Source organism: Arthrobacter sp. MMS18-M83, assembly GCF_026683955.1.
Lineage (GTDB): Bacteria > Actinomycetota > Actinomycetes > Actinomycetales > Micrococcaceae > Arthrobacter.
In genome coordinates, this window is record NZ_CP113343.1 from 4,993,408 (window position 1) to 5,013,510 (window position 20,103).

The window sequence follows — 20,103 nt, forward strand, 5'->3', positions numbered from 1 at the left end:
CACCGGAGAATCTTTGTGTGGGCCTCATTTACTGACACCCCGGTCCCGTTGATGCTGATCGTCGGCCCCTCTGGGGGGGTGGATCTTCTCAGCCAAACAAGCCAAACCATCTCTTAGCCCAAGGCGTCGCTGGGACAAAAAGGGGCCCGCTTGTCTGCGACTTAATCCAGGCACCCTCTTTTGATATTGTTCCAGTAATCGCTGGAATATTGGAGTAAACCATGAATCAGGATGCCTACGGCCACGTGGCCCGCATCGGCAAGGCCATCGGCAATGGGAACCGGCTTGAACTTCTTGAGTTGATGGCTCAGGCCGAGCAGTCCGTTGACGATATGGCGCGCGTGTCACGAATGGGCGTTACGACCGTCTCTTCCCACCTGCAGGTCCTGAAGAACGCCGGCCTGGTGCGCACCCGTCGTGACGGCGTTCGGATCTACTACCGCCTTGCAGGACCCGAAGTGGCCGGGTTGTTCGTGTCCATGAAAGATGTTGCGGCGCGATTCCTGCCTGCCCCGTTCGCGGCCGACAGTTCAACGGAGGCGGGCAGCAGCCGTGACGTTGTGCCCCTGATTCACACCATCGATGAAGCCCGCGACGCGTTCATGCTCGACGTCCGCCGAGCCCATGAATACCTGGCCGGACACTACCCGGGAGCTGTGTCCATCCCATTGGATGAGCTGGCCTCACGGATGGACGAAGTACCACGGGATCGTCGTGTCATTGTCTATTGCCGGGGTGGATTCTGCCTCCTGGCCCGGGACGCCGCGCGCCTGATGCGCGACAAAGGCATCGATGCCTGGGCCATGGACGAAGGCGTCCTTGAGTGGCGGGCGGGCGGCAGCGTTGAACTGACGGCCACCGCGTAGGCCCCCGGCGATGCAACAGATCTCAGAGCGCCTGATCCGGTCCTACGTCCTCTCACCGGAACGCCGGCATGCGCTCTACCGCCGGACGCTCGTCGTCGTGATCTTTTCCCAAATCTTCGGCGGAGCCGGCCTCGCCGCCGGCGTCACCGTCGGGGCGCTCCTGGCCCAGCAAATGCTCGGCACCGCCGGGCTCGCGGGCCTGCCCTCAGCCCTGTTCACCCTCGGATCGGCCGGCGCAGCCCTTCTCGTCGGACGCATTTCACAACGGAGAGGCCGCCGCGTCGGCCTTTCCGCGGGCTTCATAGCCGGCGGCATCGGAGCCGCCGGGGTGGTCCTCGCAGCGGTCACGAACAACGTGATCCTGCTGTTCATCGCCCTCCTCGTCTACGGGTCCGGGACGGCCACCAATCTCCAGGCCCGCTACGCCGGAACGGACCTCGCCCCGGCAAGGCGCCGGGCAACCGCGGTCAGCATGGCGATGGTGTCCACGACCCTGGGCGCCGTCGCCGGTCCGAATCTCGTCACACCCATGGGGGTCCTCGCAGCGAACCTGGGGATTCCGGCCCTGGCAGGACCATTCCTTCTCGCAGCCGCCGCCTACACCCTGGCGGGCATAGTACTGTTCTTCTGGCTCCGTCCCGACCCCCTCCTGCTCGCAACCGCGATCACCAATCAGGACCAGACGGCGGCAGTAGCTCCTGACGTGCAGTCCCGGCCCGAACCGTCCGTGAACAGCCGCGGCGTCACCGTCGGCACCACCGTCATGGTCCTGACACAGGTGGCCATGGTCGCGATCATGACCATGACCCCGGTCCACATGCAGTCACACGGCCACGGCCTCACCGAAGTCGGCATCGTGATCGGCATCCACATCGGCTTCATGTACCTGCCCTCGCTGGTTACCGGCATGCTCGTCGACAAACTCGGCCGGGTCCCGATGGCGATCGCCGCAGGACTGACCCTCCTTGCCGCCGGGATCGTGGCGGCAACAGCTCCGGCACAGTCAATGATGCAACTGATGATCGCGCTGGCACTTCTCGGACTGGGCTGGAACTTCGGCCTGATCAGCGGCACCGCCCTCATCGTCGACGCCACCCCGCTCGAAACACGCGCCAAAACACAAGGGTCCATTGATGTCCTCATCGCCCTCGCCGGCGCGACCGGGGGCGCCCTGTCCGGAGTCGTCGTCGCAGGCAGCAGCTACGCCATCCTGTCCCTGGCAGGAGGGATCCTGTCCCTGATGCTGATCCCCGTTCTCATCTGGTCACAACGGACAGGTGCAGCTCCAACCGGCTGAACACGCAGCTCGTTGAGGCGCCCCTGAACGGGTGATTCCCCGCATAGCTGACAGCAACACCCGCGCCACTTCCAGCCGACTGTAGTTGACGGGTGAGGCCGGCGAACCGGGCTATGGTTGGCGGGAGCTGTTGCATGAGCTGCCCGATGGTCGCCCCCTGGCTGTGTGGCCGATTGCCGCGAACTGGCTGAAGAGTGCCCTTGTACCGACGGATTGACCATGGCCCTTTCCAAGTACTTCCGGCCTCGGCGAAGAGTCTCAAGAACCGGCCAGTGCTGCCCCGGCGCTCGCAGACTTGAAGGGGATCCTTCGCCGCGCTCGCAGTTTCGAAACTCGACCGCCTCAGCCGCAGCGTGGCTGACTTCGCTGGGATGCTGGAAACGGCGAGCCGTCAGCGGTGGGCGCTGATCTGCCTTGACCTAGGCATTGATACCTCCACTATTACCAGGGCGGCCATGGCGCAGGTGACATGCACCTTCGCAGAGATGGAGCGCAAGAAGATAGCGGAGCGCACGCGGGACGGCGGCGAAGATCAAAGCCACCACGGGGAAGCATATGAGCCACCGTAGCTCGTTACCATCCGCCACCGTTGAGCGTGTGCTTAGTGAAAGGGCAGCGGCGTCGTCTATGGCGCGTACTGCCGACGATTTGAATGCTGATGGTGTTGCGACGAGAGCCGATGGGAAGTGGTACGCGTCCACCATCCGTCGGGTTCTAGGCAGCACACAGGCCCGCGAACTGGCAGGCGAATCACGCACAGAGCGCCACCGCACGGGCCGGGGAGACCTGACGCCGTTCATCTTGGGCGCCGGAACCGGGTCATTGCCAAGAGAGCGACGAGGCCACCGCTGGAGCCGCCGATAACCCACCATAGGAGTGTCTGGTCCGTCCCGGGATTCGCGACCTGCGTGCTCCGGAGAGGGGAAAGCGTCGCTGGCGGTACCGTTCCGGACAGGGATGACGGCGAAGGCCCGGAGGTGCGATCGGCGGGCTCTGTCGTCGTTGCCGACGGTTCCGGTTGCGGCACGGTCGTCGCATCGGCCGGCGATGGCGGGTCATCGGCAGAGGGCGGAGCCGTTACTGGCGCGGAACGGGCGGGCCGAGGCCCGGGGACAGGCGCAAGAGGCCGCGCCGGGACAAGAGGCTGCACCGGGACCGGAACCGCAGGGGGCTGGGTGGACGAGGTCGGGGTCGGTTGTACAGGGCCAGGGCCAGGGTCGGTTGGAACAATCGTGGGGACGATAGCGGGTGGAGTGGACGGCGCAGGACGGTTCGGCTGCGTGTTGTCTGCGGCCGTCGCGGGGGAATTCGCGAATTGACACTGCTGCGGATCACCGGTCTCTTCACGGCAGGCGGGTGCAGCCTGAGCCGCGCCGATATCGGATACAACAAAGACCATCAAGGCAAATGTGAGGGAGGCGCCGCGGGTTCTCGCCCCGAAACCCCTTGAGCAACACGTTTGCCTCGGAGGCCCAGCACTGATTTCTAGGACAGACTTCATATGCAATATTCCCCACCGGGTGATCAACCTGACCGCCTGGTGCCAGCCTATTGAGAATCACACATAAGGGACAGCATGAAGGCGGCGCGTCGCTGGGACGAACGAAGCATCCCTACATATCTCGTTGGGTAGCGGTGGCCAACGGGAACAAGTGGTATCCACTCGTGACCATGGGCCTCGTCCGATCTACTGTTGCCGACAGCGCCCATGCCCGAGGAAACGGCGGGATCGCCGCCGAGGCCGCGGCCGCTGACGGGCCAGCCCGCTGCAGTATCAAGCGACCATCAAAAACTGGAGCAAACCATGAAAAAGAAAATGCCGATTTTCGGTTCCTGTTTGCTTCTGGCGGGTCTGCTGGTAGGTTCCCCCGCGGCGCGCGCCAGTACACTGCCCCCTACCTTGGCCGGGGAAATCTTCAGTGGGGAACAAGGGGGGTTCGATACTGTCCGCATCAATTGTCCCAAGTCCGTCGGACCGGGCGTATTCACTCTGCATGCAAGCGGAACCGCCGCCGGTCCCTATCCGGGCACTTTTACCGAAGACATCTCGGTCGCCTCTACCCCAAACTCTGGCTCCGAGGCGCTAGTGACCTTCCATGCAACGTTCACCATCACCAGCCCCGAGGGGACCGTTACCGGCACAAAAGACTTGGATCCGGGGTCGGCAGGTTTCGCTCGGTGCTTCATCCATTCCTCACCCCATGGCGGCCCCAGCTTTGGGGCATTCGACGCACCGTCATTGACCTATTCGACTGAAATATCTACCGGCGGGTTCACCTATCAGGACCGCGGTTCCGCGTCCGCATCGCTGCTCTATGCCCATCTCTTCACGGAAACCTTCCTCACATCGCAGGGCCTCTCGCCCACAGCTAAGGATCAATGTAAAAAAGATGGCTGGACGGACTATCCACAGTTCAAGAACCAAGGACGGTGCGTCTCTTACGTGAACCACCAAGATCAGAGCTGACGCCACACGGATCCATCCAGTAACGGGTTGGGTAAGCTCGGAGCAACAGTCCGCAGCCTCTGGAGAATTGCATCGTCGGCGCGAATTATGGTGCGCATTTCTACACCAAACAACCTCGATAAGTCAAGCTTTGTCAACAGTCAGTGGCCAAGTAGGCCCCCTGACCTGGGAAAACATTGTGCCCGAGGTGGGACTCGAACCGCATTCCGGGCCTTGGAAACACAGGGAACTCCCGAAAACATAAGCAGCAATACGAGCCAGTCCGGCCCGGCGGCGGCCGTGCCGCTGCAGGACCAGCTCAGCCCCCTGGAGCAGGAGCGCAGACTTGGAAATATGCTCCTCGGCGGCAAGCAACGCTTTTCATCGTTTCCGTGGGGGTAAACGCGTGGCGGACATAGACCTGGATCGAACGTCAAAGGAGTCTGCTGCACAGCGGCATCATGGACGTATCGAATTACAGCCTCGCCTGCACCCTCTTTGGTTCTTTCGGACCGTCGTGCCTCCGGCGCCTCGCCGCTCGCAGCGGACCTCGAGTATCCTACTTCCTTTCAACAGTTGGTCCCCGCGTTGTTCTCGGCGCCCGACAGTCAATGACGGATCACCGGCAGCGTCTCTTGACCCATCCATTGTCATCATCCCCGATCGGCAACTACGCGGTCGCACAGCCACCGTGGGCCCTCTCCTACCGGGCGGTTGTTTCGCGGCTATGGACGCAGCTAAGAGAGAAGTACATGATGAAATCAGGCGTGAGGATCCACCTGGCAACGCAAATTTAGGCGGTCCCGCGCGTTGGAGGCTTTAGAGAATGCCCGGTAATTCTGTGCCAGCGGAACACCCCGCAAAAAGTAGTCCGGCCAAGGCGGACGATCATTTCCTCGCGGATTACTACGAGCACGTGGACCCCGAAGCGCTCGTCCCCTACACCAGAGAGACGTTGAAGCGTCGAGCACAGCACCATCTTTCACTCGGCTCGATGCTGCCTCCCGGGACATCAAGGGTGGATGTCCTCAACGAACCGCATGCCAGTGTGGTGTTTGTGGTGGCCGAAGGCGGGCTGCAGGTGGTTCATGCGATCACTTCGGAGCTGGCCCGCGGAGGAGCCGCGGTCCGGCTCCTCGTCCATCCCTCGTTCCAGGTCCTTCGGGATCCGGCAACCCATGAGCTGCTTGAGATTCGGTACGCACCGCAGCTGGCGGGACAGGATTCTGGCATGCCCGAATCCGGGGCTGGCACGGAAACATGGGTTGCGGTCGAAATCGGCAGGCTGCCGGGATCGTCGGTCTCCGCGGACGTAATCGCGAATGTCCAGAGGGTTCTTGCCGATGTGCGTGCGGTTACAGAGGACTCCGCTGCCCTGAAGGAACAAGTGGCTGCCGCCGTCGAGTCCCTGGTCGCCTTTCCGCGCGGTTGCGTGCCGTCAACCGAGCATCTCGGGGAACTCCTGGCATGGCTCAATGGGGGGAACTTTGTTTTCCAGGGATACTGCGAATACAGCTTGACCGCGGGGACCGAGGGTCCGTACCTTAAACTCCGCCCGGGTACGGCATTGGGTCTTTTGCACAGGCAGAATCCACCACCCAGTTCAGGCGAGTCTGCTTTGAGGGGCTCACAGGTACTCGCGCTGTACACGTCCGCCCTTCGCTCCTCGGTACCGGAACCCTCTTACCTGGAGGAAATCCGTCTCCCGACGTTCAGTACTGCGGGAGTCGTTAAAGGAGAACGAAGGTTTGTGGGCGTTTTCGCCCCGGGAACGGCGGATCAACCAGTGAGTCTCATTCCGGTGATCCGGGACAAAGCCGCCAAGGTGCGTGACAGGCTCGGTTTCGCCCCTTCCTCAACCCAAGAGAAGAAACTCCTGGCCGCGCTGGGGTCATTCCCTCTTGAGGAGCTGTTCGACATCGAGCAAGACGAACTGATTCGGCTCGCGGCCGAGATCCTGCGGCTTCAGAAACGCGAGGAGACAAGGCTGCTCCTACGCTTCGACAACCACGGCCCCTTTATGACCGCCCTGATGTTCCTTCCGCGCCGCAGCTACAACCCCGCTGTGCGGCTCAGGATCGAGCAGGAGCTCAAGGAAGCCTCGAAGGCTTCATCGCTTGAGTCCGAGGTCCGACTCACCAACCCGCACATGGCGCACATCTTCTTCCGTGTCCTTCTGCCCTCCGCCGTAAAACCGGGATCGATCGATCCGACCGTGCTGGAGCGGACACTGATCAATGCCACCCGGACCTGGGCCGAAGGAGTTGACGAAGCCCTGCGGGAACGCATGCCTTCCGAACAGGCCACAAGGCTGTCCGCGCTCTGGGCCGATGCCTTTCCTGCCAGCTATCGGGCGGACTTCGACGTCGCAGACGCCATTGAAGACATCGAGAGGTTCGAGCAATACGATCTAGATGGCACCGGCGGCCGCCCCCTGAACGACCCCGTACTCGCTGTCCATCCCGGCGCTACGCAGACCCAAGGCGGGGACACACGGATTCGCCTATACCTCACCACGGCCCGAAGCCTCAGCCAGATCCTGCCACTCCTCCACAATCTGGGTCTCCACGTACTCAACCAGCGCCCGTTCGAGATCCTGCGGGGCAACACTCTGCCGCTGTTTCTCTATGACCTCGGTGTGAAGTTTCCGAGTGGAGTAGAACCCGACCGAACCAGCTCCCTGCTCGCGGACGCGTTCGGAGCAGCCATGCGCGGTGACACGGAGTCAGACCGCTTCGACGCACTCGTCCTGCAGGAGGGCATTGATTGGCGGCACATCGTGATCCTCCGCGGCTATGCCAAGTATCTCCAGCAACTGGGAACCACGAACTCGTACGACTTCATCGCGGATACTTTCCTGGCCAACCCCGGGGCGACACACGCGCTGCTGGGCCTGTTCCGAGCCAGGTTCCGCCCAGGGCTCGGCATCGCCGAGCGTCTTCGGGATACCAAGGCCGCCCGGGAGGAGGTGGCCGAGGCGATCGACGCCGTTACCTCCTTGGACGCGGACCGCCTGCTGCGCACGTTCCTGAACCTCATCGAGGCCACGACGAGGACCAACTTCTACCGCAACCGGCCATACCTGAGCTTCAAGCTCCAGCCCTCCCACCTTCCCGGCGCCCCGTACCCACGTCCGCAGTTCGAGATCTGGGTCTATTCGCCCCGGGTCGAGGGCGTGCACCTTCGCTTCGGGCCGGTGGCGCGCGGGGGCCTGCGATGGTCGGACCGGCGCGAGGATTTCCGCACCGAAGTCCTCGGGCTCGCCAAGGTCCAGGTCGTGAAGAATTCCGTGATCGTCCCCACCGGCGCGAAGGGCGGCTTCTTCGCGAAGGCGCTTCCAGATCCGGAGGCTGACCGCGCGGCATGGCTCGCGGAAGGCATTGAGAGCTACAAGGACTTCCTCCGTGGGCTCCTCGATGTCACGGACAACCTTGCCCCTCCCGACGTCGCTTTGTCCCACGACTACCGCGGCACCCGGAGCGCGGTAGGCCAGGTCATCCCGCCGCCGAACGTGGTGCGACATGATGACGACGACTACTACCTCGTGGTCGCGGCCGACAAAGGGACGGCAGCGTTCTCCGACATCGCCAACGAGGTCGCTCAGGAATACGGCTTCTGGCTGGGCGACGCGTTCGCGTCGGGCGGCTCCGTAGGCTACGACCACAAGCAGATGGGCATCACCGCCCGGGGCGCCTGGGAGTCCGCGAAACAGCACCTCAGCGAACTCGGGACCGATTCCCAAAACGAAGACTTCACCGTGGTCGGCATCGGCGACATGAGCGGCGACGTCTTCGGCAACGGCATGCTGGCCTCGAACCACATCCGGCTCGTAGCCGCGTTCGACCACCGGCACATCTTCCTGGACCCCACACCGGACGCGGCATCCTCCCTCGAGGAACGCCGCCGCCTGTTCAATCTGCCCCGCTCGTCCTGGGCCGACTACAACCCCGCACTGATCAGCCCCGGCGGCGGCGCGCACCCGCGCGCCGCCAAATCGATCGGCATCAGCCCGCAGGCGCGTTCGGCCTTGGGGCTGCCACCGACGACGACGGCGATGACCCCGCCCGAGCTCATCCAGGCCATCCTGCGCGCCCCGGTTGACCTCATCTACAACGGCGGGATCGGAACCTACGTCAAGGCCTCCGCCGAAACCAACACCAAGGTGGGCGACAAAGCCAACGATGCGATCCGGATCAACGGAAACGAACTCCGGGCACGGATCGTGGTCGAGGGCGGCAACCTCGGGATGACCCAACCGGGACGGGTGGAGGCAGCGCTGAACGGAGTCCTGCTGAACACCGACGCCATCGACAACTCCGCCGGTGTGGACTGCTCCGACCACGAGGTCAACATCAAGATCTTCATCGACCGCATGATCGCTGCAGGCAAGATGGCCGCCGGCGAACGCGCCGAATTCCTCCACTCGCTCACCGACGACGTGGCACGCCTGGTGCTGAAGAACAGCCGGGACCAGAACGTCCTGCTCGTCAACGACCGTGCCCTCGTCCTCAACTGGAGCCCAGGTTTCGACGTCAACTGGGGCCCGGGGTTCGAACGGACCATGGACTGGCTGGAAAGAGCCACCGACCTGGACCGGGGTCGTGAGGCATTGCCCACCACGGACGAGCTCCATGCACGGCTGCAGGCCGGCAAGGGGCTTACCTCCCCCGAGCTGTCGGTGCTTGCCGCCTATGCCAAGATCGCACTCGCCAAGGAACTGAACGACAGCGACATCGCCGACGACCCGTGGTTCGACCGGGTCCTTCGCGGCTACTTCCCGCCCGAGATCGCGGAGCGCTTCGGCAGCGAGCTCCAAACGCATCCCCTGCGCCGGCAGATCATCTGCACTGTGCTAGCGGACGACATCATCAACCTAGGAGGAATTACCTTCGCTTTCCGGGCCATTGAGGAAACCACCGGAAGCGCGGCCGCTCTCGCAAGGGCCTTCGTCGCAGTAGGCGAGGCCTTCGACCTTCACTGGATCGCGGACTGGATGGCCGGGCTTCCACCCGGTGTGCCAGCCGACCACGCGGCGGAACTCGCCCTATATGTGCGGAGGATGTTGGACCGAGCGACGCGCTGGTACATGACCCATGATCATCGTGACCAGCCAGTTGAACAGGCCCTCAGCAGGATCATCCCTGCCATGGACCTCCGGCGGAACCGCACCGTGGTTTACCTCCGCGGCGAAGACATAGACCTGGGGCAGGACCTTCTGACTCGCTGGGAGGCCATAGGGATCCCGCCGGACATTTCGCGACGCGCGTTTGAGGTAGTCCTGAGCTTTACCCTGTTGGATATCTCACTCATTGCGGAGCAGATCCATGAGCCCATCGAGCACATTGCTAAGCTCTACTCCACTGCATTCCAGCGCATCGGGGCTCTGAAGTTGCTTCTGAGAATCACTGACCTTCCTGTGCAGAACCGATGGGAGACACTTGCCAGGGCGGCCCTGCGCGACGATGTCTATTCCGCCGTGGCCGACATGACCATCTCAGTTCTCCGGACAACGCGCAGCGGCGGTCACGAGCGAGCCGACCCCACGGAACGGATCGTGGAGTGGGAACGCGGACACCAAGAGCAGCTCGCAAGGATCAAGGACACCTTCGCCGAAGTCACCCAGCCCGGTCCAGTGGACATCCATTCGATCTCCGTCGCACTCAAGCTGCTGAGGACCCTCGTCCGCAACTGACCGCCGCTAGTGGAACTGCCAAGTCCGATAACGAGGACCCGCTCGTTCCTCTGGACTCGGAGGGCGGCACACCAGCAGCTCTCCGTGACCGCTGACCGCGATCGGTCCCATGGAGTGGGGGGCTATCGCTGTACGCCCGGCAGGCATCGCCTCCCCAGCAGCGGCGAGATCCCCCTGCACTGCAACCAAGACCGCGAATCCCGGGGCGATCTCTTGCCACCCGTCTACGAGGATGCGCTCGATGCGGAAGTAAGGATCCGCCGCTCGGGGCAGCATTGATCCTGCCTTCGGGGCACGGATAAACAGTTTGTCGAGCTCCTCCTGGTCGAGATGCCGGTGGGACACTGCATTGAGTGCCAAATCGAAGCCGAGCCCCAGATGACACTTTGCCGGATCGTCGAGATCGAAGTCTCTCCATTCGAGGAGGATCGACAAGTCTTCCGGTTCCTGCACTTCGAGGAGGAATACGCCTTGCCCGATGGCGTGCAATTGGCATGGTGGGACGAATACGACGTCTCCTGGTGCGACGTCGACGGGGTTCAGAAGGCTCAGCAGGCTCTCGGAGTCTTGCCGCTCGACGAGGTTGCGCAATCCCGGGCCTTCCACGTCTCGATTGAGGCCAAGGTGGACTGTGCCTCCTCGGAGGATATACCACGCCTCGGCCTTGCCGTGGGCGTGGCCTAAGTGCGTGGCGGCGAAGCTTCCGTCGGGATGGGCGTGGACGGGCAGGCGTTGGCCGGCGTCGAGCAGCTTGACGAGCAATCGCGTATCCGGTCCGAAGGCAGCCAGATGCTCGACCCCCAGCAATCCCTGCGGATCCCTTTCAATCGCTGTGGGCATCGGGACGCCGTTCGGAAGCGTGGTGATCCCCACACCTGGCTCTCCGAACACGGATGTCGTGGAGGCAATCCAATCCTCGGGTTCATGGCTTTCTGCCGGCGGCTCACCGCGGAACTCGGTGATCTGGCGGCCACCTCGGTAGAAGCGGTTGGCCGGGCGATTGGATGGCAGGACGATCAAGTCCACACTGATGCTCCTTCCGTAGCAAGGGCGCCAAGGAATCCACCGACGAACGAGTCCCCGAGTCCGACGGTGGTAGGTGTACGGACCGAGATGGCCCGAGCCGCGACGGCACGAAGGCCTGGACCGGAGATCGCGGCAGCCAGAACCGCCCCCACTTCGTTGAGCGGCAAGTCCGTGGTTCCTGCATATTGCTCCACGGTGAAGTCGTCGCCGTAGCGGTAGCGCGTACTCGCCATGGCTATCCCTCCGGCGAGCGCAGGGGCGCATTGCTCGGCGTGTTTTCCGGCGGCCAGCGCCCAGTATTTCGTGTGGACTACGAGCGTCCGGGCCGGAATGATGACCGCGAGGTCACCCAATGATTTCCGCACCGCGACAGGGTCCAGTAGGTCGACCCCGCGGCCGAGGTGCGCTTGCATCTCGTCCTCGTTCATTCCGTAGACGTCGATTCGGTCGAGCAATGCGGTACGCACGAGGGCGCTCAAGGCAGGCCTATGGAACCCCGCATCCTCGTAGTACACGAAGGCGCCCCCGGGCAACGCATCCAGCACTGATCGCAGTTCCGTGAGCCGGGCAGCCAGCAACCCCTCGTCCTGCATGGCGTTCAGACCGGACAACAGGACGATGTGCGCCTCGGCGAGCACCTCTGGCAGGTCTGTGCTGAGGCGCATTTCGGAGTTCGGCGGGTCGTTGACATAGATGAGGCGGTTGGGGAAGGGTGCGACGAGCTCGGTGTCACCAACCCGGACTCGCGCCCCCTCCTCCCACTGCACGATCACGTGCGGCTCGATAGAGTCGTGCTCGGCGCTAGTGATCCACGAACACTCCGCAGGAAGCAGTCGCCTGAAGTGCTCGTTCACGCTTACCAGATGGAGGGTCGACGGCATGCCGAGACGCGCAAGGGCGAGTCCGGCCCTGACGCCAGTTCCTCCCAGCGTCACCTTGTGTGGAAACCGCGAGGCGAACGTCTCCAAGGCGTTGGCGGAGGCAACGTGCCGTTCCCCCGGCGCCCCGCCGGAAGTACCCGAGCACGGATAGCACCAGACTCCGTTCGTCGACGATCGGAGTAGCGTTCCCGAGTTCCTCGGTGCGGACGTCGTAGCTCGCGATGAGGTCCTCGATCAGTTGGGACGACCAGGCGATTTCGTAGTCAACACTGCCGCCGAGCCCGAGTACTAGGCGCGGTGTCATGTCAGTACAGCACAGCCTTGCCAGCCGCGTTGAAGAGATCGATCTTCTGGGCAGCAGTGGCCTTCATCGCGTCGATGCAAGGGGGCTGGATGCTGTTCGGTTCCCGCAGGCTCGTGTCCGCCAGCACCTCCCGCATCTTTGCGTGGTAGGCGACCTTGATGTCGCTTGAGATGTTGATCTTGTTGATGCCGAGCTTGACCGCCTGGGCGATTTCGTCGTCGGGGTTGTTCGATCCGCCGTGCAGCACGAGCGGGATCCCGATCTTGGCCTTGATCTCCCGCAGGAGATCAAGCTTCAGTTCGGGCTTCAGGGTTGCCGGGTAGAGGCCATGGTAGGTGCCAATCGCGATTGCAAGGCTGTCCACGCCTGTCCTCTGGACAAATGAGACAGCATCCTCCGGGACGGTGTAGATGATCGAGTCGGTGCCGTACTCCGCCTCACTGTCGGTCTTGCCGATAGTGCCGAGTTCGCCTTCAACCGAAATCCCGACTGCGTGCGCGGACTCGACAACCTTCTTTGAGATCGCAACGTTGTCCTCGAACGGAAGCATCGAGCCGTCGATCATCACCGAGGTGAAGCCCGCCTGGATAGCGGTCAGGACCTGCTCATAGGTTCCGCCGTGGTCCCAGTGGATGGCCATCGGGACGGACGAGCGGTGCGCGCGGGCGACAATCGCTCGTATGAGGTCCGTCGTGAGGTGCCGGACCTCATCAGGGTGGATTGCGACGATGAGGGGCGACTCCTTCTCCTCGCTGATCTCGGCGATGCCCTTGAACATCGCCCAGTCGCTGATGTTGAACGCGGGAACCGCGAAGTTGTGTGTGTTGGCGACGTCCAGAATGGTTTTTCCGTCGACGAGCATGGTACATATCTCCTTGTTTAGGGTTAAGGCTTTTCGAGGCGTCAGTCTTTGACCGCACCAGAGGTGAGTCCGCCGATGAAGCTCCGCTGGAACAGAAGGAAGAGCAGGAGCACCGGGATCGACCCCAGGATGCTCATCGCCATCATCTGGTTCCACTCGAAGGAATGCTGTCCCATCAGCAGTTGAATGCCGATCGGCACGGTCCGCATGGCGTCGGTGCGGGTCAAGGTCAGAGCGAAGAGGAACTCATTCCACGAGATCATGAATGTGTACACCCCGACTGCCACGATTCCCGGTATCGAGATGGGGACGAGCACCCGCCACAGGGCGCTCCAGGCGTTCGCGCCGTCCACCTTAGCTGCTTCATCGAGTTCGCGAGGCAGAGTGTTGAAGTACGCGGTCATCATGATGATCGCGTAAGGGAGCGTGAACACCATGTGGGTAAGAATCAGGCCCGGATAGGTGTTGTAGAGGCCGAGTGCGACCATCAGGCCGAAGTACGGGATCACTAGTGTGATCGGCGGAACGGCTTGCACTGAGACGATCACGACGTTGATCAGCCGCTTGCCGGGGAACTCGTAGCGGCTGAAACCGTACGCCGCAAGGATCGCGACCAGAAGGGTGAGCACAGTCACCGCAATGGCCACAATGTAGCTGTTCAGGAAGAACCGCAATCGCGCAGGGTCGGTGAGGATCGCTGTGTAGGCATCCAGCGAGAAGCCCGACGTGATCAGTTTCGGTGGGAGCGCGAAGACCTCCCCATTCGCTTTGAACGAGGTGGAAAGCATCCACAACACTGGCAGTCCCGCATACAGTGCCCCGATCACCAGGGCCGCGAAGGCTCCCACCTTGAGCAGCGGCTTCTTTCCGGCCCGCCGCTCGCGAGGGACGTCGATCTTTTGGTCCCTGCGTCCCCGAAGAGTCAAGTTGCTCATATCAATCACGCACCGTCTGATGCCGCACGTAGAAGAAGGCAAGGACCATCGTGAGCAGCAGCACGATGACCGCGGCCGCGGAGGCTGTCGAGAATTCGAAGTTGCTGAAGGCCTGCTTGTAGGTGTACGTGCTCATCACCTCCGTGGCGTTGAGTGGGCCCCCGCCCGTGGTCATCCAGATCAAAGCGAACTGCTGTGACGTCCAGATGAGGTCGAGCACTGCCATGCTGACAATCACCGGACGGATATGGGGCAGTGTCACGTACCGGAACCGTTGCCACCATCCCGCCCCGTCGACGCGTGCTGCCTCGTGCAGCACGGCCGGCACGCCCTGGAGGGCGGCCAGGAGGCTGATCATGAAGAACGGATAACCGGACCAGATGTTGATGAACGTCACGGAGCCCAGTGCCGTTTCGGGTGTAGACAGCCAGTTCGCGCCCTGGATGCCAAACGTTCCGAGAACGTAGTTCACCACACCAGAGGGGTCGAGCATGAGACGCCAGACGACGGCGATCACCGCGATGGTGAACAACCACGGAAGGATGTAGACCACCCGGAAGATTGCCTTGGTGACGTTGCCGAGCAGCGAGGTGTTGAGCAGCAAGGCAAAGACGAGACCCAGCACCAAGTGCACGACGGTGCTCACCGCGATGAAGAGGAAGGTGTTACCGAGCGCCGCAAGGAAAGCAGGATCAGTGAGCACCTTCACATAGTTGGCGAACCCAACGAACGCGGGGTTCGGTTCGACGATCACGTTGTCCATGAATGAGTAGCCGGCAACCATCAGGATCGGCACCACGGTGAGCAAGGTGATCAAGGCCAGCGTCGGCGAGACGAAGGCGAACGGGACGAGCTTGCGGCCGCGCACCCCAGAGACGCCCCGCTTCGTGGATCGCGGGCGGACGGCGTGCCGTACCCATCCGGGTCCCTCGACGTTGGTAGAGGACAGATTCATGTCTCAAACTCCCTTGTGGGGTCGTGCCGCAAGCTGGGCGGCACGACCCCGTCGAATCTTCGACGTCAGAAGATGGATTTCCATGCGGATTGAACAGTGCTGAGTGTCTGATCGACACTCTGGCTTCCGGTGAGGGTCCGCTGAAGCTGCTCGTCGAACGTGCGCTGCAGCTGGTCGGCCTTTGGCAGGCCGGTGAACTCATTCGCCGGGTAACCGGCCTGGTAGATGTCGAAGGCCGTCTTGAACAGCGGATCGCTCTTGCTAAAGTCGGGCGTCGCCGTCTTGTTGCCCGGGAAGCCGTTCGCAAGGTTGCTCAGCTGAGCGTTCGTGTCCTTGCTCATGAGGAACTCGACGAGCTTGGCCGCTTCCGCTTTGTGCTGAGACTTGTTCGAGATGCCAACACCCCACGATGCGTACGGGATGCCTCGCTTGCCGGTGTAGCCATCCTCGGAAGGCAGTGCTGCCACCGTGAAATTGAGGCTGGGGTTGTTCTTCTTGATCAGGTTGATGTGGGCGAGCGAGTCGATCACCATGCCGACCTGGCCGTTGGTGAACTTCTCCACCTTGTCCTGTTCCTTCATGGTCAGGGCGCCGGGGACTAGCACGTTCGCGTCGTAGAGGCTCTTGACGTAGTCGACTCCGCTCTTGACTTGGGCGTTGGTGACGTCAGGTTCCCCGTCCTTCAGCATGCTGCCACCAGATGCCCAGACCCAGGACATGACGTCGTTCTGGATGCCGTTGGGAACTGCGGTGTCGAGTGGCAGGGCCCAACCCTTGACGTTGCCGCCGAGGGCGCTGATCTTTTTGGCTGCGTCGAGGAACTCACTGCGAGTGGTCGGCGCCTTGTTTACCCCGGCCTGCTTGAGCAGGTCGTTGTTGACGAACAAGGGGTAGACGAAGTTGACCGCAGGGATCATGTAGGCCTTGCCATTGACCTTGACCTCGCTTGCCAGCTGGTCTTCGGAGAAGTTGTCAGCTTTCAGAAGCGGAGAGAGATCGGCGATCGCGCCCTGCTTGGCGAAATCGCTCACCCAGGCACCGTCAAGGCCGAGGACGTCGGGCAGCTGGCCCGAGGCTGCGTCGGCAACCATCTGCTGTTGGTCTGAGGAAAAGGGTGAGCTGAGGAGCTTCACCTTGACGTGTGGGTTCGCCTTCTGGAATTGGTCAATCAGGTTGGCCAGGGATCCCTGCGGGAGCTCTGGCTCCCACCACTGGGCGAACTCGAGGGTGACATCTCCGGTGGCACTGGCACCACCGGACGGCGAGCCACTGCAACCTGACATTGTGAGCGCAGCAACGGCGGTTACGCCTAACGCTGCGAGCAGCCGCGGGCGGCGGCCTCTCCTCGTGCTCATGTCCACTCCTTCGTGTAATTGCTTGATCATGCGCATTCACTGCGTGATATAGGACACACTAGTCCTGCGTATGACGCAAACGCAAGCATTAAAATGCAGATAACCTGACTAACTGGGATAAGAACAGCAACAATCTCTGTTGTATCGACATTTGCAATCCAACAAACCGGCTGCCCTCCCCGTTATGCAACACTTCTGCAGTACTTTGCAGTAATCGCTTCGAATAGCGCCGGTCCGGTGCTAGCATCGCAGCGTGAGCGAGTTAATCAGCGTGGCCGTAGACGAAGGGCGTTCGCGCCGACACCCAGCGGGCAGGAAGGCGCAGCTTGTCGCCTACGTCACTGAAGTCGGCCAGGTGACAGTGGGATCGCTGGCCGATCGTTTCGGTGTCTCGATCGACACTGTCCGCCGCGACCTCGACCAGCTGGACGGTGAGGGCCTTCTTGTGCGCACTTACGGCGGCGCGGTCAGTGTGGCCATGAGTTCTCGAGTTGAGAAGGCCGTGGATCTGCGCCTTGGCTTACAAGCCACGGAAAAGGATAAGATCGGCACCCTTGCCGCTCAACTTGTGCGCGATGACACGGGGATCATCATGAATGGTGGGACCACGATGCTTTCGGTGGCTCGTGCACTCCGCAACCACCGGGACCTAACCATCGCCACGAACAATCTACTCGTGCCGGCGGAACTGGACCCGGCCGTCTGGCGCGAACTGTACATCTTCGGCGGCTCCGTCCGCTCGACAACCCTCGCGACGACGGGACCCACGAGTCTGCGGATCGCAACAGGCGGGGCCGATCTGGATATACGCTGCGACTTGGCGCTCATTGCCATCGGTGCGGTGTCAGTACAGGGTGGCTACACCACAAGCAATGTCGGGGAAGCCGCGATGATGAGCGAGATGATGACCCGCGCCACCCGGGTTGCCGTGCTGGCAGACTCCTCGAAGTTCGACAAGCAGCTCTTCGCCCAAGTCGGCTTGCTCGACAGCGCAGACTATTTCGTCACCGACAGCCACCCTCCCAAGGAGCTTGAAGCGGCATTCCGGGACAACGGCGTGCGCATCATCACCCCGGAATCGGGTCTGGATCCTGTCTCCTGAGCCAAAGAGCCTGGACTTCGACAATGCGGTTCACCGTAAGGCTCTCCCCGGTGGCAGCTGTCCTCGCTCCGGGCGAAGGAGACGGGCGGGTTCGCGTTGGCAATGATGTCCATGGTGTTGAGGCCCGGAATCCGTCGGTCGAAAAGTGGTTCTGTGGTGATGAAACCGTTGAGCCAGCGGCCGGAGATCCCCTCCACCAAGCTGGTGAGAATCTCCACGTGACTGCGGCCTCCTCCTCGCTGCTGCTCTCCATGGCGGCCACGTTGGCCTGGGCGATCTCGCGGTTCCATACCGCCGTTGTCCGGGACAGTGGTTCTGCGAGTTCGGGTCCGAAGATGGAACAGGCGCGGAGTTCGTTCCAGGCGACCGAATTCCGCCGGACTTCTTCGTCGTCCTTGACCGGAGCCGCCGCCCTTCTGCCCGGCTGGGCTTCCGCCCTCCCGTCCTGAAACCAAACCCCGACGGTTCCATTCATCATGCACGTCACGAGCACCACAACGGCCGGGCCTTACTGGTACCTACGTCGAGGACGTCACCGTAACGGCCGTCGAAATTGCCAATCTTGTCGGCTCGAAATACACGGACAAAGGAACCGCTTAACTTCGCTCGATCCTCGGACAGCGAGATAGCGGCGCTGCGTCTGCTGAGATCTTCAGCAAGTAAGGCAAACCGACATCCTCATCGGAGCCACTATCGGAATGTCTTCATCGCCGGGTGCAACATAAAGCGACAACAGAGATTTCCCTCCGGATCTTGCCCGCTAGGGGAAGACCACAGACACCCGGGTGATCATGTAGCGGAGCAGGGACCACACCATGAACAGCCGAGAAAATAGACACAGGCAACGGTCCGGCGCAAACCACGCCCCCCAGTCCACTCTGGTTCTGTCCCCGACCCTGCCCTGAAAGAGCGACAAGCTCAGAATCGCCGCCCGCTGCCGCCGAGCGGTTTGACGTCCGGCCCCGGCCTTGCGCTATTCATCCGAAGCCTCCGTTCCCCGCCCGCGCTGTCCTTTCGGCAGGTACTCAACAAACCAATCCATGGCGAGAATCGCCGCCGCCTCCAATGTTCCCGGTTCTTCGAACAGGTGGGTGGCCCCCGGGACAAGCTCCATCCGGTTGAGGCAGCCCATCAGGTCTTGCGCCCGGCGGTTGAGTTCGAGCACCCGGTGATCCGCGCTGCCGACAATCAAGAGCGTCGGGGCGCGGACAAAGGCAAGCCTCGCGCCAGCTAGATCCGGCCGGCCTCCTCTTGAGACGACTGCGCCGATTTTCTCTCCCAGTTCGGCCGCCGCCCACAACGCCGCACCGGCGCCGGTACTTGCACCGAAGTATCCCACACTGCATGTGGCCGTGTCCGGCCTGCTGCCAAGCCAGCCCGTTGCCGCGGTCAGCCTGCGCGCAAGCAGTTCGATGTTGAACACGTTGGCGCGATCGAGTTCCTCCCGGTGGCTGAGCAGGTCAAGCAGCAAAGTGCCCAGGCCCGCCCGCTGAAGCATCGTGGCGACGAATCTATTTCGCGGACTGTGGCGGCTGCTACCGCTTCCGTGAGCGAACACCACCACTCCGGCAGTCGATCCGGGAAGGTGAAGCTGCCCTTGAAGCCACAACCCGTCGGAGGGTATTTGGACCTCCTCATCGAGGCCGCGGTCTCCCGCGGTTGAAGACGCATTTTGCAGGCGCTCGGCAGCAGCGCCGAGCAACCACACCACTTCGTCGTCGCCCGTCGGCGAGAAGTCACAGTAGTGGTAGCCGACCGCCGTGAGCCGCGGGGGCGTGGCAAGGCACACCACCTCGTCCGGCTCCGTCAATCTCGCGAGGATGTCGGCCGCGGCGACCGGAACAGCCAGAATCACTCTGGCAGCCCCCAAGTTCCGTGCAATGCGACATGCCACCCTGGCGGTTGAGCCCGTAGCGATCCCGTCATCGACGACGACGGCGATGCGGCCCTTCAGATCAACGCGGTCTCGGCCGGCACGGAATCGCGCCACCCGCTCCTCGAGGATAGCCCGCTCCCGTCGCTCAACAGACCGCAGTTCTTCCTGTTTGACCCTTGTGGCTGAGAGGACGCTTCGTTCGAGCGCATATGCGCCATCCTCCCCGATGGCTCCCATCGCGAGTTCGGGCTGGGACGGGACTCCCAGCTTCCGCACAACGATCACATCCAGCGGCACGTCAAGTGCCGCTGCAACCTCAAAGGCGACCGGAACCCCGCCGCGCGGCACCCCTAGGATGACTGCCTCCTGGCCACGCAGATGCGCCAGCCGCAGCCCCAACTGCCGCCCCGCATCAGCCCTGTCCTGAAAAATTCCCATCGCCGCGACGTTCCCATCAAGCTGCCGCACGCCACGTCCAGACCCTGAAAGCAGCAAGAAATACACGC

General features: G+C 62.5%; 15 protein-coding genes. 8 read left to right on the top strand and 7 right to left on the bottom strand.

Going from position 1 to position 20,103, the window contains the following annotated elements; all coding sequences use genetic code 11:
• Positions 1-221 precede the first annotated feature (221 nt).
• The 6 genes from OW521_RS23555 to OW521_RS23575 all read left to right on the top strand — a co-directional run bounded on the left by OW521_RS23555 (position 222) and on the right by OW521_RS23575 (position 10,301).
• Positions 222-866, top strand: a complete 645-nt coding sequence (locus tag OW521_RS23555; RefSeq protein WP_268021865.1) for a metalloregulator ArsR/SmtB family transcription factor — start codon at positions 222-224, stop codon at positions 864-866.
• Positions 867-876: 10 nt separating this feature from the next.
• Positions 877-2,163 carry an MFS transporter gene (locus OW521_RS23560; protein ID WP_268021866.1) on the top strand — a complete coding sequence of 429 codons (1,287 nt, stop codon included), beginning with the start codon at positions 877-879 and terminating at the stop codon, positions 2,161-2,163.
• A gap of 353 nt (positions 2,164-2,516) precedes the next feature.
• Positions 2,517-2,732 (top strand): recombinase family protein, encoded by a 216-nt coding sequence (locus tag OW521_RS23565; RefSeq protein ID WP_268021867.1) that lies wholly within the window; start codon positions 2,517-2,519, stop codon positions 2,730-2,732.
• Between the two features lie 58 nt (positions 2,733-2,790).
• Positions 2,791-3,027, top strand: a complete 237-nt coding sequence (locus OW521_RS24490; RefSeq protein WP_442781196.1) for a hypothetical protein — start codon at positions 2,791-2,793, stop codon at positions 3,025-3,027.
• Positions 3,028-3,967: 940 nt separating this feature from the next.
• Positions 3,968-4,630 (top strand): hypothetical protein, encoded by a 663-nt coding sequence (locus tag OW521_RS23570; protein ID WP_268021868.1) that lies wholly within the window; start codon positions 3,968-3,970, stop codon positions 4,628-4,630.
• An 805-nt stretch (positions 4,631-5,435) separates the two neighbouring features.
• Positions 5,436-10,301 (top strand): NAD-glutamate dehydrogenase, encoded by a 4,866-nt coding sequence (locus OW521_RS23575; protein WP_268021869.1) that lies wholly within the window; start codon positions 5,436-5,438, stop codon positions 10,299-10,301.
• A gap of 6 nt (positions 10,302-10,307) precedes the next feature.
• Here the strand turns inward: OW521_RS23575 and OW521_RS23580 are convergent, their stop codons facing one another.
• The 6 genes from OW521_RS23580 to OW521_RS23605 all read right to left on the bottom strand — a co-directional run bounded on the left by OW521_RS23580 (position 10,308) and on the right by OW521_RS23605 (position 16,619).
• Positions 10,308-11,327 carry a class I mannose-6-phosphate isomerase gene (locus OW521_RS23580; protein WP_268021870.1) on the bottom strand — a complete coding sequence of 340 codons (1,020 nt, stop codon included), beginning with the start codon at positions 11,325-11,327 and terminating at the stop codon, positions 10,308-10,310.
• On the bottom strand, positions 11,318-12,295 hold the full coding sequence (locus tag OW521_RS23585) for an ADP-dependent glucokinase/phosphofructokinase (RefSeq protein ID WP_268021871.1): 978 nt from the start codon (positions 12,293-12,295) through the stop codon (positions 11,318-11,320). The genes OW521_RS23580 and OW521_RS23585 overlap by 10 nt, the downstream gene beginning before the upstream one ends.
• Before the next feature lie 218 nt (positions 12,296-12,513).
• Positions 12,514-13,374: a ketose-bisphosphate aldolase gene (locus tag OW521_RS23590; RefSeq protein WP_268021872.1), complete on the bottom strand. Its 861-nt coding sequence runs from the start codon at positions 13,372-13,374 to the stop codon at positions 12,514-12,516.
• A 41-nt stretch (positions 13,375-13,415) separates the two neighbouring features.
• Positions 13,416-14,309, bottom strand: coding sequence for a carbohydrate ABC transporter permease (locus tag OW521_RS23595; protein ID WP_268021873.1), 894 nt, complete (start codon positions 14,307-14,309; stop codon positions 13,416-13,418).
• 1 nt (position 14,310) lies between these two features.
• Positions 14,311-15,264 (bottom strand): carbohydrate ABC transporter permease, encoded by a 954-nt coding sequence (locus OW521_RS23600; RefSeq protein ID WP_268021874.1) that lies wholly within the window; start codon positions 15,262-15,264, stop codon positions 14,311-14,313.
• A gap of 65 nt (positions 15,265-15,329) precedes the next feature.
• On the bottom strand, positions 15,330-16,619 hold the full coding sequence (locus tag OW521_RS23605) for an ABC transporter substrate-binding protein (RefSeq protein WP_268021875.1): 1,290 nt from the start codon (positions 16,617-16,619) through the stop codon (positions 15,330-15,332).
• Positions 16,620-16,872: 253 nt separating this feature from the next.
• On the opposite strand from OW521_RS23605, the gene OW521_RS23610 reads away from it, so the two are divergent.
• Both OW521_RS23610 and OW521_RS23615 read left to right on the top strand, forming a co-directional pair.
• The gene (locus OW521_RS23610) at positions 16,873-17,721 is read left to right on the top strand and encodes a DeoR/GlpR family DNA-binding transcription regulator (RefSeq protein WP_268021876.1); all 849 of its coding nucleotides are present in this window, start codon (positions 16,873-16,875) and stop codon (positions 17,719-17,721) included.
• Positions 17,722-17,744: 23 nt separating this feature from the next.
• A complete protein-coding gene (locus OW521_RS23615; protein ID WP_268021877.1) occupies positions 17,745-18,170 on the top strand; it encodes a hypothetical protein in 426 nt (141 codons plus the stop codon).
• Between the two features lie 524 nt (positions 18,171-18,694).
• Here the strand turns inward: OW521_RS23615 and OW521_RS23620 are convergent.
• Entirely contained in the window at positions 18,695-20,035 is a 1,341-nt protein-coding gene (locus OW521_RS23620) for a phosphoribosyltransferase family protein (protein WP_268021878.1), read from the bottom strand.
• Positions 20,036-20,103: the final 68 nt, after the last annotated feature.

Coding starts and splice junctions, on each gene's coding strand:
- OW521_RS23555 (WP_268021865.1), top strand. CDS start 222: ATGAATCAGGATGCCTACGGCCACGTGGCCCGCATCGGCAAGGCCATC.
- OW521_RS23560 (WP_268021866.1), top strand. CDS start 877: ATGCAACAGATCTCAGAGCGCCTGATCCGGTCCTACGTCCTCTCACCG.
- OW521_RS24490 (WP_442781196.1), top strand. CDS start 2,791: ATGGCGCGTACTGCCGACGATTTGAATGCTGATGGTGTTGCGACGAGA.
- OW521_RS23570 (WP_268021868.1), top strand. CDS start 3,968: ATGAAAAAGAAAATGCCGATTTTCGGTTCCTGTTTGCTTCTGGCGGGT.
- OW521_RS23575 (WP_268021869.1), top strand. CDS start 5,436: ATGCCCGGTAATTCTGTGCCAGCGGAACACCCCGCAAAAAGTAGTCCG.
- OW521_RS23590 (WP_268021872.1), bottom strand. CDS start 13,374: ATGCTCGTCGACGGAAAAACCATTCTGGACGTCGCCAACACACACAAC.
- OW521_RS23595 (WP_268021873.1), bottom strand. CDS start 14,309: ATGAGCAACTTGACTCTTCGGGGACGCAGGGACCAAAAGATCGACGTC.
- OW521_RS23600 (WP_268021874.1), bottom strand. CDS start 15,264: ATGAATCTGTCCTCTACCAACGTCGAGGGACCCGGATGGGTACGGCAC.
- OW521_RS23605 (WP_268021875.1), bottom strand. CDS start 16,619: ATGAGCACGAGGAGAGGCCGCCGCCCGCGGCTGCTCGCAGCGTTAGGC.
- OW521_RS23615 (WP_268021877.1), top strand. CDS start 17,745: ATGCGGTTCACCGTAAGGCTCTCCCCGGTGGCAGCTGTCCTCGCTCCG.
- OW521_RS23620 (WP_268021878.1), bottom strand. CDS start 20,035: ATGGGAATTTTTCAGGACAGGGCTGATGCGGGGCGGCAGTTGGGGCTG.